This window comes from Anaeromyxobacter sp. Red801 (genome assembly GCF_049201065.2).
Classification (GTDB): domain Bacteria; phylum Myxococcota; class Myxococcia; order Myxococcales; family Anaeromyxobacteraceae; genus Anaeromyxobacter.
The window spans coordinates 320611-335230 of record NZ_CM181236.1; the positions used below are offsets into that span (position 1 = coordinate 320611).

Annotated in this window: 4 protein-coding genes; 1 reads left to right on the forward strand and 3 read right to left on the reverse strand. The window is 81.0% G+C overall.

The features are described 5' to 3' along the window. Position 1: 1 nt before the first annotated feature. From ACOQFB_RS01430 to ACOQFB_RS01440, 3 genes are all read right to left on the reverse strand, one after another. A complete protein-coding gene (locus ACOQFB_RS01430) occupies positions 2-9817 on the reverse strand; it encodes a hypothetical protein (RefSeq protein ID WP_494492426.1) in 9816 nt (3271 codons plus the stop codon). A 152-nt stretch (positions 9818-9969) separates the two neighbouring features. Further along, on the reverse strand, positions 9970-13191 hold the full coding sequence (locus tag ACOQFB_RS01435) for an MXAN_5808 family serine peptidase (RefSeq protein WP_059438422.1): 3222 nt from the start codon (positions 13189-13191) through the stop codon (positions 9970-9972). A 168-nt stretch (positions 13192-13359) separates the two neighbouring features. Then, positions 13360-13896, reverse strand: a complete 537-nt coding sequence (locus tag ACOQFB_RS01440) for a hypothetical protein (RefSeq protein WP_421610675.1) — start codon at positions 13894-13896, stop codon at positions 13360-13362. Positions 13897-13977: 81 nt separating this feature from the next. On the opposite strand from ACOQFB_RS01440, the gene ACOQFB_RS01445 reads away from it, so the two are divergent. Then, positions 13978-14598 (forward strand): helix-turn-helix transcriptional regulator, encoded by a 621-nt coding sequence (locus tag ACOQFB_RS01445; RefSeq protein WP_059438420.1) that lies wholly within the window; start codon positions 13978-13980, stop codon positions 14596-14598. The last annotated feature ends 22 nt before the right edge of the window (positions 14599-14620 follow it).

The following is a 14620-nucleotide window of genomic DNA, read 5'->3' on the forward strand; positions in this document are numbered from 1 at the left end:
GCTAGCCTAGCACCGCGACCCGGAGCTCGACGAACGGATCCGACAGGGCCAGGAGCGCGAGGTCGCGGAGGTCGGGGAGCGCGAGCGCCTCGGCCGGATCGAGCGGCCCGCCGTCGAGGCGCCGGTCGAGGAGCGCCAGCGTGCGCAGCGCGTGGCCCGGGTCGCCGGCGTGCAGCAGGCCCACCCGGTTCGCGGTCCGGCGCACCGCCGCCGCGAGCGCGCGCGGGTCGAGCGTGCGCAGCTCCGCCGCGGCCGGGCCCGCCAGCGCGGCCGCGGTGGCGCTCACCTCGCCCGGCACGGTCCGCTCCAGCGCGGCGAGGAACGCGCCGGCGTGCGCCGCGGGGAGGCCCATGGCGGGCGGCGCGCCGCCGCCGAAGCGGCAGGCCAGCTCGAGCAGGATGGCGGTGTCGCGGGGCGCGAACTTCCCGAGCAGCGCCCAGCCGTGCTCGAGGAGGTCGAGCGTGCGGGCGGCCAGGAACGCGAGCGCGCCCTCCGGCAGGTCCGCCAGCCCGGCCGGCAGCACCACCGAGGGCGGGCGGGTGTTCTCGATCACCACCTCGCGCCCGGGGCGGGCGCCGAGGAGCGCCGCGTGCGGCCGGGACTGGAGCGCCCGCGCGGCCCGCTCCAGCGCGGCGTGCAGCGCCGGCGCGGCGGCGGGCGCGAGCCGGTCGGCCGGGCCGGCGCCGCGCGCCGCGAGATCGGCCGGGAACAGCGGCTCGAGCCAGGGCGTGAGCAGCGAGAGCAGGCGCGCGCAGGGCCCGTTCGCGCCCGGCGCGGCCACGCGCTCGCGGAGCGCCGCCTGCAGGTGCCCGGCCACCGGCGCCGAGGCGGGCGCGCTGCGGGACGGGTCGGCGAACGCGGCGAGCGAGGCGGCCAGGCGCGCGCGCTCGGCGAGCCGGGCCGACGCCTCCGGGCCGGTCCGCTCCGAGGCCGCGAGGTCCGCGCAGAGCGCGCTCGCCTCGGCGAGCGCGGTCGCGTCGGAGGGATCGCGCCGCGCCAGCTCCAGCCAGCCCTCCGCCGCGCGCGTCCGCGTCTCCGGGCGCGCCGCCCGGGCCACGAGCAGCTCGCGCTGCGCCTCGACGTCGTCCGGCACGAGCGAGAGCGCCTTCTCCAGCATGACGGCGGCGCGCTCCGGGTCGGCGAGCCTCGTGCGGAGCAGCTCCGCGAAGTGGCGCAGCCGCGCGGCGGCGGCGAGCGGGTCGTAGGCGGCGATGGCGTCGGCGCAGGCCTCGCCCAGGCGCACGTAGTCCTCGAAGCGGCCCAGCTTCTCGGCGGCGCGCGAGAGGTCGCGGGCGAGCGTGAGGTCCGAGGGGTCGCGGGCCAGCGCCTCCGCCAGCCAGGCGCGCGCCGGCTCCCACTCGCCGGCCTGCAGCCGGGCGCGCCCGCGGGCGGCCAGCTCCGCCACCGGCAGCGGGTGGTCCGGCCCGAGCTCGGCGCCCACCGCCGGCGTGGCGGGCAGCGCGCCGGGCGCCTCGGCCGCGCGCGCGATCTCCTCGTCCGACCACCCGGCGGGCGGCGGCGGCTCGGCCGCGGCGGGCTCGGCGCTGCGGGCCCGGATGGCCTCGGCGCGGGCGAGCCGCGCCCGGTCGCCGGCCGCGACCGACAGGAGCCACGACCAGGTGAGGTCGCGCTCCGGGTCGGCCTCCAGCGCCTCGAGCAGCGCGTCGGCGGCGCCGGGGGCGTCTCCGGCGCGCTCTAGGTGGCCGGCGAGCCGCTCCAGCAGCTCGGCCCGCGCCACGCCCTCGGCCACGGCGGCCTGCGCGCGCAGCACCTCGGCCACCGGATCGGCGGCGGGCGCGCGCCGGTGGAGCTCCTCCGGCTCGGCCGCGGGGGGCGCGGCCGGGCGGCCCATCCCGGCGAGCAGCGCCTCCGCCTCCTCGGCGCCGCGCAGCGCGGCGGCGGTGCCGCTGGTGCGCGCCGTCCGGAGCGCCTCGTGGAGCGCCGCGGCCGCGGCGTCCTCGTCGCCGAGCCGGTCGAGCAGGATGCGGGCGCGCCGCAGGTGCAGCGCGGCGGCCTCGGCCGGATCCGCGGCCGCGCCGGCCTCGGCCGCCAGGCCCGCCGCGGCCTCCGCCCACCCGTCGCGCCGGCCGTCCAGCGCGGCGAGCGCGTCCAGCGCCGGCGGGTACACCGGATCCAGCTCCAGCACCGACAGGAACGCGCCGCGCGCCGCGTCGAGGTGCCCGGCCGAGGCGAACAGGTCGCCGCGCGCCTGGCGCAGGTCGCGGCGCCGCGCGGTCTGGCCCCAGGCCGCGAGCGCCTGCTCATGGAGCTGGGCCAGGTCGAGCCACGCGTCGAGCGCGCCGCGCGCGAGCGCCAGCGCGGCGGCGCGCTCGAACGCCTCCGGGTCGCCGGGGTCGGCGGCGAGCAGCTCGGCGAAGAGCGCCTCGGCCTCGTCCGCGCGGCCGGCCGCGTCCAGGGCGCGCGCGAGCCGCCGGCGATGCGCCGTGCGCGCGTCGGGGGAGAGCCCGGCCTCGGGGATGGCGCGGAGGTGCTCGACCGCGGCGCCCGGGTCGCCGGCGGCGAGCGCCTCCTCGGCGAGCACGGTGCGGGCGGGCACGCAGCCGGGCCGGGCCAGCACCGCGGCCCGGTACGCGCGCGCCGCGTCGCCGTGCGCGCCGGCGTCCTCGAACAGCCGCGCGGCCTCGAGCGCGCTGCGCGCCGCCTCGTCGCCGTCGCTGCGGATGGACGCCGACAGCAGGGCGCGGGCCGCGGCGAGCGGCTCGCCCCAGGCGGCCTCCAGGCGCGCCCGCGCGCACCACGGGCCGGGCGCGTCCGGGTCGGCGCCGGCCGCGAGCTCGAGCGCGCCGCGCACCTCGTCGTCGGGCGCGCCGGCGCGGGCCAGCGCCTCGGCGGCCGCGGTGAACGCCTCGGCCCGCTCGGCGGGATCGTCGGAGGAGAGCGCGCGCTCGGCGGCCGCGCGGGCCGCCTCGCGCGCGCCGGCGGGCGGCGCCGGGGGCGGCGGGGCGGCGTCCGGCGCGGCCGGCTCGAGGCCGCCCAGCGCGCGCGCCTCGCGGGCCCGCGCCGGCTCGCCGGCGGCCTCCAGCGCCGCCGCGGCGCGGCCGGCCAGCGCCGCGAGCGCCTCCGGCCCCTCGCCCTCCCGGGCGCGCAGCTGGAGCAGTGCCTCCAGCAGCCCGGCCGCGTCCGGCCCGGCGTCCCCCAGCGTCTCCGCCAGCTCCGCCGCGGCCTCCAGCGCCACACGGCGCTCCTCCGCCAGGCCCAGCGCGAGCGCGCGCTCGGCGCGGCTCCGGGCCGCGGCGAGCGCCAGGCCCGCGTCGCCCAGCGCGGCGTGCCCGTGCGCCAGCGCGGCCCAGGCGATGCCGGCGCGCTCGTCGGCGGGCGCGAGCGCGAGCGCCCGCTCCAGGTGCGCGATGCCGTCCGACGCCCGGCCCTCGGCCCAGGCGGCGAGGCCGAGCCGGTAGCGCGCGGCCGCCTCGGCGGAGGCGGGCACGGCGCCGCGGGCCTCCTCGGCGCCCGCCACCAGGCGCCGGTCCAGCTCGGCGGCGGCGGGGGCGCCGCGGGTCGCGGCGAGGCACGCGGCCAGGGCCGCGAGCGTCTCCACGTCGCCGGGCGCGGCCGCGAGCGCCGCCTCGTAGGCGGCCGCGGCGCGCTCGCCCTCGCCGAACGCGAGCAGCGCGTCGGCGCGCGCGCGGTGGCAGCTCGCCGCCTCGGCCGGCACCGCCGCCGCGCGCGCGGAGAGCACGCCGTCGAGCCGCTCGGGGTCGGCGGCCGCCTCGCGGAGCGCGGCCACGAAGGCGCCGTCGTCCGCCGGCCAGGCGTCGAACGCGGCGCGCAGCGCGGCGCGCGCGCGCTCGTCCTCGCCGGCGGCGTGCAGCGCCCGCGCGGCCTCGCGCAGGCGGCCGGCGCGGGCCGGCCCGCGCGCGTGCGCGGCGCGCCCGAGGAACAGCTCGGCGCGCTCCAGGTGGCGGTCGGCGTACGCGTCCGCCAGCTCGCGGGCGGCGTCCTCGTCGTCCGGGTCGGCGCGCACCAGCGCGGCGAGCAGCGGGATGGCCTCCTCGCGGCGGCCCAGGTCGCGGAGCAGCGCCGCGGCGGCGCGCAGCGCCACCGGGTCGGCGGGGCCCTCGGCGGCGAGCGCGGCGCAGGCCTCGGCGGCGCGGGCGCGGTCGGCGGGATCCGGCGAGGCGGCGAGCCGCGTGACCGCGTCGCGCCGCATGCGGGCGCGCGCGGCCGGATCGGCCTCGCGCTCGGCCCGGTCGAGCAGCATCCGCGCGACCTCCGGGTCGCGGCCGGTCGCGGTCAGGATCGCGGTGAGCCGCTCCCGGGCGGCGGCGCTCCCGCGGTCGTGCGCGAGCGCCTCGCGGAGCGCGGCCTCGGCCGGCCCGGTCGCCCCGGCGGCGGCGTGGACGTCCGCGAGCGCCACCAGCGCCGCGGCGCGGGCGGGGCCCGGCGCGGCCGCGGCGGCCCGGGCGGCGAGCGCGCGGGCGAGGTGCGGCGTCCCCGCGTCGCCGAGCGCCTGCGCGGCGCGCTCCAGCAGCTCCACGCCCTCCGCGTCGCCGGGGGCGGCCGCCACCGCGCGGTCCAGCGCCTCGGCGGCGGCGGCCGGGTCGCCGGCGTCGAGCAGCAGCGCGCCGGCGGCGCGGGCGTGCGCGGCGGCCGCGGCGAAGTCGCCGGCCGCCGCGGCGAGCGCGTCGAGCTGGAGCGAGAGCCGGGCGGCCTCGGCGGGCCGGTCGAGCGCGCGGGCCAGCACCACCGCGTCGGCGAGCAGCCGGCGCGCGGCCTCCGGCTCGCCGGCGTCGAGCGCGAGGTCGGCCGCCTCGCCCAGCGCGTCGAGCCGCTCGGGCTCGGGCGCGCCGGCCCGCGCCAGCGCCTCGGCCCGGGCCGCCGCCAGCGCGGCGCTGCGGACCGGGTCGGCTGCGGCCTCGGCGCGGGCGCGGCGGTAGAGATCGCGGGCGAGGTCGGGCCGGCCGGCCGCGAGCAGCGCGCCGGCGGCGCGCCCGAGCGCGTCGGCGCGCGCCGCGCCGGAGCGGGCCGCCTCCGCCGCCGCGAGCACGGCGCGGGCGCCGCGCTCCGGGTCCTCGTCGAGCGCCAGCCGGCGCACCGCCGCGTCGAGATCCTGGGGGCGGCGGGCGAGCACCTCGCCGAGCGCGGCGTGCGCGAGCGCGCGCTCGCCGCGGTCCTCGGCCAGCTCGGCGAGCTGCCGCGCCACCGCGAGCGCGTCCTCGGGCGGGAGCGCGCCCAGCCCCGCCTCGAGCAGGCGCCGGTGCACCACCAGCGCCTCGCCCGACGCGCCGCCCAGGTAGAGCACGCGCGCGAGCAGCGGCGCCGCGAACGCGAGATCGTCCTGGGTGCGGGCGTAGGCGCGGCGCGCCGCGCGGATCGCGCCGCCCAGGTCGCCCTGCGCGAGCGCCAGCGCGGCGGCGGCGCGGAGCGCCCGGGCCGCGTCGCGGGGCGTCGGCGCGCGGCGCGCGTAGCGCTCGAGCGGCTCGCCGGCCGCGCGGGCGGGCAGGTGCGCGCGCCGGAACGCGGCGTGCTCCTCGGCGAGCCCGCGGTCGGGCGGGAGCGCCGCGATGGCCGCGGCGTAGGCGGCGTCGGCCTCGGCGGCGCGCCCGAGGCGCGCCAGCAGGCCGGCGCGCTCCAGGCGGCGGCGGCCGGCGGAGGCCGGTTCGAGCGCGGCGAGGTCCTCCAGCCGGTCGGCCACGGCGCCCAGGTCGCCCGCGGCCTCGGCGGCCGCGCGCGCCGCCTCCACCGCGGCGGGATCCCGCGGGGCGAGCGCGCGCGCCTCCTCGGCGGCGGCGAGCGCGCCGGCCCGGTCGCCGAGCGCCGCCGCGAGCGCGGCCCGGCGCAGGTTGGCCGCGGGGCGGGCGCCGGTGGGGAGCAGCGGCACCAGCGCGGCGAGCGCGTCCCGCTCGGCGGCGGCGTCCCCGCGCTCCCGGGCGCGCTCGGCGAGGGCGGCGAGCGCGGCGCGGGCGCTCTCGCGGCCCGGGGCGAGCGTGAGCGCGTCGCGCAGCGCGGCCTCGGCGGCGGGGGCGTCGTCGGCGCCGCCGGCGGCGAGCAGGGCCAGCCCGGCCTCGGCGAGGCGGTCGCCCGCGTCCGCCTCGCCGCGGTCGCGCGCGCGGAGCGCCCGGGCGAGCAGCGCGCGGGCCGCCTCGGCGGGCGCGCCGGCGCGGGCCGCCAGCTCGGCGCGGAGCTCCAGCGCGGCGTCGTCGTCCCCGGCCTCGGCCGCGGCGCGGGCGGCGTCGAGCGCGCCCGCGAGATCGCCGCCGGCGGCCAGCAGCCGCGCGCGCCCGGCCTGGGCGGCCGCGGCCTCGGCGGCGTCCGCGAGCGGGTGGGCGGCGAGCCGGCCGAGGAGGTCGAGCGCCCGCGCCGGGGCGAGCGCGCCCGCGCAGGGGGCCGCGCACAGCACCCGCAGCGCCGGGAGGCAGCCGGGATCGAGCTCGATCGCCTCGCCCGCGAGCCGCGCGGCCTCGGCGGCCTCGCCGCGGCCGGCGAGGAGCGCCGCCAGCTCGGCCCGGACCGCGGCCCCGTCGGCGCCGCGCGCCAGCGGGAGCCGCCGCCGGAGCGCCTCCTCCAGCCCGGCCGCGTCGCCGGCGCGGCGGTGCAGCCCCGCGAGGCGCGCCAGCGCCGCGTCGTCGCCGGGGACCGCCTCGCAGTACGCCGACAGGTGGCGGCGCGCCGCGCCGGCGTCGCCGCAGGCCGCGGCCGCCCCGGCCGCGAGCGCGAGCAGGCCGGCGCGGTCCGCGGCCGGGAGCGCGTCCCCGGCCAGCGCCGCCTCGGCGTCGCCGAGCGCGCCGCGCGGGTCCGCCGCCACGCGCCCGGCGGCCCGCCGGGCCCGGGCGGGCGCGAACGCGGGATCGAGCTGCGCGGCCAGGTCGAGCGCCTCGCCGGCCGGGTCGAGCCCGTGCGCCCGCAGCGCCAGGGTGGCGCCCTCGCGCCCGCCGGTGAGCCGGGCGAGGAGCAGCAGCGCGCGCGAGGCGCCCCGCGCGTCGCCGCCCGCCAGGCGCAGCTCGGCGAGGCGGGACAGCGCGGCCTGGGTGGTGGCCGGGTCGTCGGCGGCCCGCTCGCACGCGGCGAGCGCGCGGGGCAGGTCGCCGGCGCGCGCGTGCAGCTCGGCGGCCTCCATCCAGCGGCCCAGCCGCTCCAGCAGCGCCGCCCGCGCCGCGTCGTCGCCGGTGGCCGCGAGCACCTCCGCGAGCAGCGCGCCCGCGCCGGGCGCCTCGAGCGCGTGCGCCCGCTCCGCGTGCTCTCGCGCCGCGGACGGCTCGCCCGCCTCCAGCGCCGCCCGCGCCGCGCGCAGTTCCAGCTCGGCGGCGTCGGCGGCGCCGCCCGCGAGCAGCGCGCGGAGCGCCCCGAGCGCGAGCCGCGCGTCGCCGGCGCGCGCGGCCGCGTCCGCCTGGGCGCGCAGCACGGCCGGGTCGCCGGGGGCCGCGGCCCGCGCCTCGGCGAGCGCCGCCAGCGCGGCGGCCGGATCGACCGGCACGAGCAGCCGCCCCCGCTCCAGCCAGGCCGCGGCCGCGGTGGGCGCGTCGCCGGCCGCCGCGGCGAGGCGCGCGGACTCGGCCAGCAGCTCCGCCACGGTGGTCGCGTCGGCCACGCGGCGCGCCAGCCGCAGCTCGGCGGCGAGCCGGGCCGGCCCGGGGCGGGCGGCGCGGGCCGAGGCGGCGGCGGCGAGCGCCGCGGCGAGGTCGCCGGCGCGCTCCGCGGCCGCGGCGATGCGGTCGTCGAGGGCGGCGGCGGCGTCCGCGTCCGCCGTCAGCGCGCGCAGCCGCTCCAGCGCCTCGCGCTCCGCGGCGGCGTCGCCGCGCGCGGCCGCGAGCTCGGCCTGGCCGGAGAGGGCCGGGGCGCAGGCGGCGTCGAGCGCCAGCGCCGCGGCGAAGCGGCGGGCGGCCTCGCCGTCCTGGCCGGCCGGGCGCAGCGCGGCGCCGGCCTCCGCCAGCAGCGCCGCCCGCGCGCCGGCGTCCGGCTCCAGCTCGGCGCGCCGGTCGAGCGCGCCGGCGAGGGCCGCCGGCCGCCCCAGCCCGCGGAGCCGCTCCACCAGCCGGTCCAGCACGCTTGCGTCCTCGGGCGCGAGCGCCGCCGCGGCCTCGAGGTGCGCCGCCGCGGCGGCCGGATCGCCCAGCCGCCGCTCGGCCACCTCGGCGAGCGCGAGCCGCGTGCGCACCGCCAGCGCCGCGCCGCCCGGCGTGGCCGTGTCGAACCCGGCGAGCGCCAGCGCGTGGAAGTCGGCCGCCTCGGCCCAGTGCCCGAGCGCCTCGGCGGCGCGGGCGGCGCGCGCGTGGACCTCGGCGCCCGGCGCCAGCTCGGCGGCGGCGCGGTAGCGCAGCAGCGCGTTCTCGGAGTGCGCGAGCGGGCCCTCCCACGCGGCGCCCGCCTCGAGCGCGGCGGCGGCCGCGGCGGCGCGGTCGCCGCGGGCGAGGTGGACCTCCTTCAGCCGGTCCAGCGCCCGCACCGCGCGGAGCGGCTCGCCGGCGGCGGCGCAGGCGCGCGCCAGCGCGGCGAGCGGGGCCGGGTCCTCCGGGGCGAGGCGGAGCGCCTGGTCGAGGTGGAGGCGGGCCGCCGCCGGATCGCTGTGGAGCAGCAGCTCGCCCAGCTCGGCGTGGGCGCGCGCCTTCTCCTGCGGATCCGGGTCGTAGGCCACCAGCCGCCGGTCGGCGCGGACGAGCGCCTCGCGATCGCCCGAGGCCGCCGAGAGCGCCCGCAGGGCGCGGAGCGCCGGGACGTGGTCGCGCCGGACCTCCAGCGCGACCTCGGCGGCGCGCAGCGCGTCGGCCGGGTCCGCGCCCGGCAGGCCGAAGACCGCCTCGGCGCCGGCGAGCGCCGCGAACGCCTCGCCGCGCGCGCCGGCGGCCGCCGCCAGCGCCGAGAACGCGCGCGCGGCCCGGGCCGGCTCCCCGCGCGCCTGCCGCACCAGCGCCTCGGCGAGGAGCGCGGGCGCGAAGTCCGGGCGCCGCTGCAGCCAGGCCGCGGCGAGGTCGAGCGCCTCGTCGTGGAACCGATCCTCGAGGAGGAAGAGCGAGAGCAGCAGCTCGGCCGCGAACGGGTGGGACGCCGCGGCGGCCCCCTGCGCCAGCAGCGCCTCGCGGGCGGGCTCGTGCTCGCCGCGCGCCAGCGCCTCGCAGGCCGGCGCGAACGCGCGCGCGCCCTCGTCCGCCGCGAGCAGGTCCGGCGCGCCGCCGGTCTCGGCCGGTCCGCCCGCCGCCTCCCAGGCGATCCGCGCGACCCCGGCCCCGAAGGCGGCCCGCGCCAGGCGCGCGCCGTGCGGGCGCGGCAGCTTCCAGCCCCGCGGCGCGAGCGCGGCGCGCAGGAGCGGCGCGACCGGATCCGCCGGCAGGGCCGCGGCGCCCGCCGCCTCGAGCGCCCGCGCGGCGAGGTGCGGGAGCGCGGCGGACGGGAGCGGCGCCGGCCCGTAGATCCGCGGCGAGTGGAACACGAGCGCCAGGCCCCGCTCGCCCCGCGGCAGGAGGCCCGCCTGCAGCGTGAACGCGGGCCCGGCGGAGATCCGCCCGGCCAGCTCGGCGAAGCCCTCGCGGAACGCGATCCGGACGTCCTCCAGCCCGAGCGCGCCCAGGCCGGCGCGGGCCAGGGCCGCCTCGACCGGCGCGGGCGTGAGCGCCACGCGCAGCTCGACGAGGTCCGTGAGCCGGCTCCGGAACTGCGCCGCGCCGGCGCCCGCGTCGAACGGGAAGTGGACGTCCGGGACGCGGAGCGTGAGGCACTCGAGCGTGAGCCCCGGCGCCAGCTCGCGATCCGCGAGCCGCACCGAGGCGCCGCCGCGCTCGAGCCGCAGCTCGAAGCCGGTCCCGGACCCCGCCCCGGGCTCCGAGGAGTGGGCGGGGGCGGGCTGCTGTCTCACCTCCGCCATGGGGGCGGAATTCTACCGGAGGGGGCCCGCCCCGGCGAATAGACGACGCGGGTGGGACCCGGGAGCAGGTTCCCCGCGGCGCGGTCCGGCATGGAAAGACGAGGGCCCCGGCCGCAGGAGCGGTCGGGGCCCTGGAGCGGCGGCGGGGCCGGCTACTGGCCGGTGGTCCGCTGCGCCTGCCCGCGCCCGGCCTCGGCCGCGACCTCCGGCGGCGTGCGGCGGAACACCACCACGCTCCGGCGGCTCTGGAACTCGTCGTCCTCGCGGGCGAACACGGTGACCACGTTGTTGCCGGGCTTGAGCGGCAGGTCGGCGCTGAAGTCCATCTTCGAGGAGGTGGCCGTGTCCGGCTGGACCTTGAAGAAGACCTTCTGGTCGTTCACGAACACGAACACGTCCCGCAGGCGGGCGGTCGGATCGGCCGAGGGCGGCACGCTGGCCGAGCCCTGCAGCTTGAAGGTGGTGCCGTCCACCACCGGCGCGCCCTTCAGCGGGTCGGGCGTGAGCGCGATGCGCGGCGGCTCGCGCTGCCACACCTCGGCCACGGCGCCGCTGCGCGCGGTCCCGGCCGCCTTCAGCGGCTTCACCTCGCCCTCGGCGGCGAACGCGTAGCGCCCCTTCTGCCACTCCACCCGGTAGAACTCGCCGAAGCGGGCGTCCACCGGCAGCACCGCGCCCTTGCGCGCGGCCGCGATGACCGGGGCCGTGGCGCTCGCGCCGGTGCGGAGCTGGGCGTCCGCGACCTCGACGCGCACCGCGCCGTGCGCGGCGGTGCGGGCCGGCTCGTCGGTCGCCACCGGGAGATCGAGCTTCTCGGAGACGTACTCGTCCATCTTCTCGTCCACGATGGTGACGCGGACGGGCGAGGTGTCGCTCTTCGAGCCGCGGCGGAGCTCGACCTCCATGGTGGCGGTCTTCACCTCGCCCGGCTTGAGCGCGCCGATCACCTCGCGCCCCTTCTTGATGAAGAGCTTCTCGTCGCCGAGGTTCTTCAGCAGGACGTAGGTCTTGTCGCCCGAGACGCCCGGGCCGGCGTTGCGCACGTCCACCCGGAGGTTGAACGTCTCGCCGCGCTGCGGGAGCCCGTCGCCGTTGCCGCCCTTGGCGTCGTCCACCTGGGCGCTGAACGCGAACACCGGCTTCTGCACCTCGGTGACCGCCACCGCGGTGGTGACGTCCGGCGGCGCCTTGCCGCCCTCGTCCTCGAAGTGGAGCGTCACCTCGTCGCGGCGGGTGTCCATGCCCTTCGGCAGCTTCACCGGCGCCGTCCAGGTGCGCTTCTCGCCCGGGCGCACCGAGCCGAACACGAACTCGCGGCGGTCGAGCAGCCCGTTCTTCTCCGCGGTGGTCCAGGCGCGGAGGCGGCGGAACGGCCCGTCGCCGCGGTTCTCGACCGTGACCGTCCACGGCATCGTCTCGCCGGCGCGCAGCTCCTTGCCCGGCGGCGGCGACACCGTCACCACCGCGCGCGGGTGGCCGCGGCCGGCCTGGCCGTCGGACCAGTCCACCCCCAGCTCGGCGAGGCGCTTCTGCAGGCGCGCCTCCTCCTGCTGGTGCCGCTCGGCCACGAGCGCCTTGGCGGCGTCGAGCTGGCGGGCGCGATCCGGGTAGGGCGCGCGGCGCAGCAGGTCCTTGGCGAAGCGGACCTGGTAGTCCTCGACGAAGCGGTCCGGATCGGCGTCCGCGTCCTCGTCCTCCTGCTGCTCCGGCGTCAGCTCCGTCACGTCGCCGTGCGGGGAGGCCTCGGCCGCGGCGTCCTTCCTGAGCTGCTTCGCGACCAGGTCCTCCTTCTCGTCGAGCAGGTAGCGGAGCTCGAGCGGCGGCTTCTCCTGGCGCTTCTTGCGCGCCTCGGCGCGGGCGGCCTCGGGGACGGTGCGGTCGGCCGGGTTGGTGAGGTGCCGGTCGAGGTCGGCCTCGCCCATCGAGCGCGGCGGGGCGAAGTAGTTGACCTGCTCCTTCAGCGCGCGGCCCGGCAGCAGCAGCACGTCCGGCGTGATGCCCACCTCCTGGATGGAGACGTCACCCGGGGTGAGGTACTGCGCGATGGTGAGCTTGAGCGCGGCCTCGTCGGCGGGGCGGCTCGGGTCGCTGAAGTCGTAGAGCACCTGCACCGAGCCCTTGCCGAAGCTCTGGCGGCCGATCACCAGCGCGCGCCCGTTGTTCTTGAGCGCGCCGGCGACGATCTCGCTGGCCGACGCGGTGCTGTTGTTGACGATGACGACGATGGGCAGGCCGGTGAGATCGGACGGCTCGGCGCTCGCCTCCTTCACCTCGTGGATCTGCTGCTTGTCGCCCTCGCCCACGGTCTTCACGATGACGCCGTCGGAGAGGAACAGGTCGGACACCGAGATGGCCTGGTCGAGCAGGCCGCCCGGGTTGCCGCGCAGGTCGAGCACCAGGCCCTGCAGCTTGCCGCCGGCCTGCGCGCGCTGCTGCTGGAGCGCCTGCACCAGGTCGCGGGTGCTGTTGGTGGAGAACTGGGTGAGCTTGATGTAGCCGACGTTGCCGTCGAGCAGCTGCGCCTGCGGCACCGTCTCGATGCTGATCACCTCGCGCGTGAGCACCAGGCGCCGCGGCTCCTGGTTCGGCCGCTGCAGCGTGATCGCCACCTTGCTCTGCGGCCGGCCGCGCAGGCGGTCCACCGCGTCCTGCAGGTCCATGTTGACGGTGGACTGCTCCTCGATGCGCGCGATGACGTCCTTCGGCTTCACCCCGGCGCGCTGCGCCGGCGTGTTGCGGAGCACCCGGACCACGGTCAGGTTGCTGTCGCGCATCGCCACCACGAACCCGAGCCCGCCGAACTCGCCGCGGGTCTGGAGCTTCATCTCCTTGAACGACTTCGGGTCGAACAGGACGGTGTGCGGGTCGAGCGTCTGGAGCAGGCCGTTCACCGCGGCGTACTCGATCTCGCGCAGGTCCTTGTGGGCGACGAGGTGCTGCTGGATGAAGCCCATCGCCTCGCCGAGGACGGTGCGGATCTCCCAGATGCTCTTCACGCCGGAGATGTCGAGCTCGCGGGAGGCGCTGCCCACGGTGAGCGTGAGCTTCGGCGACTTCTCGTCGCCCTGCACCATCACCTCGGCGACGGTCTTCTCCACCGCCTCGAGCGCCGCGACCACCATGCCCTTCGGGTCCACGCGGCCCGGGTCCACGTAGTTGTCCTTCACCTGGAGGATCACCCTCGACAGGATGGGCAGCCGCTCGAGCTGGTAGTCGCCGTTGCCGCCGGCGCGCGCCGGCACCGGCGCGGCGCCCTTGAACGCGACCGCCGGCGGGGGCGCCTCGGGCTCGGCGCGGACGAAGCGGGCCGTGACGCCGAGCGCGAGCGCGAGCGAGGCCGCCAGGGTGGCGAACAGCCGGAAGGGGCGGATCATGGGGCGCCTGGGCAGGGAGGGTAGGGCAGGCAAGCGGAAAACCTACGTATCGTGGGAGGATAGGTTGCAGCAGGATCCCGCGCAAGCAGATCGGGCCGGCCCGGGTCCCACCGGGATCCAACCGGCGGGGCCCGGAATCATGCCCGGGGCGCCCCTCGCCGGGCGTCGTCAGCGGTCCTCGTCGTCGTGCTCGGCCTCGCGGTGAACGCGCGCGGCGCCCACGGCCGGGATTGCCTCCGCGGGCGCACCGCGGGGGAGGTACGCGCTCGCCGCCCCGTGGCGGTACACGAGCTCACCCCCCGCCTGCCCGGCCGACACCGCCAGCGCGGCCACGCCGAGCGTCCCCGCCACCACCACAGCGGCCACCGCGGTCGCGGCGGCGGCCGGCACCACCAGCACCGCGGCGCTGACCGCGAGCACCGCGCCGGCCGCCCACACGAACACCTCCGCGCGCTCCTCGTGCGCCTCGATGAGCTTCTCCGAGATCACCGTCTCGGCCTGCTTCTCGTCGCGCTCGCCGAGCTGCATGGCCAGCGCGCCGCCCCCGACCAGGACGGCCTGGAGCGCCACCACCACCGCGAAGGCGCGCCGGGGGAGGGCGCCGCGCCAGAGCGCGAGGGCGAGCCCGGCGGCGACGAGCGGCACCACCATGGCCAGACCGAGGGGGACGTGGACGATGGCGGGGTGCAGGGGTAGGGTCGACATGGCGTGCGGGCTCCTCAGGTCGGCGGGTTCGGGCCGACGCGCCCAACCTGTCCGGCCCCCCGGCCGGCCGCCATCCGACGGATGACACACGTGGAAAACCAGAGCGCATCCGCGGGGCTGCGCGGCGCACATGCGGCGGACGCCGACGCGCCCAGGCCGTGGGTGCTCGCCGTTCCCTCGGCCATCCTGGGCCTGGTGACGGTGCTGGTGGGGCTCGACGTCGCCTCCGACGCCCGGGCGGGCGGGTCCCCCGGGCACATCGCGCTCGAGGTCGCGATCATGGCGGTGGCGCTCGCCGGGGCGGTGGCGCTGTGGGCGCAGCTCGCCCTGGCCCGGCGCCGCACCCGGGCGCTGCAGCGCGACCTGGTGCGCGCCGAGGCGGACCTGGCCCGCTTCCGCGCCGAGTCGCAGGAGCACCTGCGCGGCCTGGCCGCCGCCATCGACCACCAGTTCGATCGCTGGGGCCTCTCGTCGGCGGAGCGCGAGGTGGCGCTGCTCCTGCTGAAGGGGCTCGCGCACAAGGACGTGGCGGACCTGCGGCGGACGAGCGAGCGCACCGTGCGGCAGCAGGCGCTCGCCGTGTACCGCAAGGCGGGCCTCGCCGGCCGGGCCGAGCTGTCCGCGTTCTTCCTCGAGGACCTGCTCCAGCCCGCCGCGCCCGCGCCCGCGGACGCACGCCCGGTGAGCGGCGAGACGAGGTAGCGCCACCGGCGGGGCGCGGGTA

What these genes read in the sequence shown, in the direction of transcription:
- ACOQFB_RS01430 (WP_494492426.1), bottom strand. Translation starts at nt 9,817, where the DNA reads ATGGCGGAGGTGAGACAGCAGCCCGCCCCCGCCCACTCCTCGGAGCCC.
- ACOQFB_RS01435 (WP_059438422.1), bottom strand. Translation starts at nt 13,191, where the DNA reads ATGATCCGCCCCTTCCGGCTGTTCGCCACCCTGGCGGCCTCGCTCGCG.
- ACOQFB_RS01440 (WP_421610675.1), bottom strand. Translation starts at nt 13,896, where the DNA reads ATGTCGACCCTACCCCTGCACCCCGCCATCGTCCACGTCCCCCTCGGT.
- ACOQFB_RS01445 (WP_059438420.1), top strand. Translation starts at nt 13,978, where the DNA reads ATGACACACGTGGAAAACCAGAGCGCATCCGCGGGGCTGCGCGGCGCA.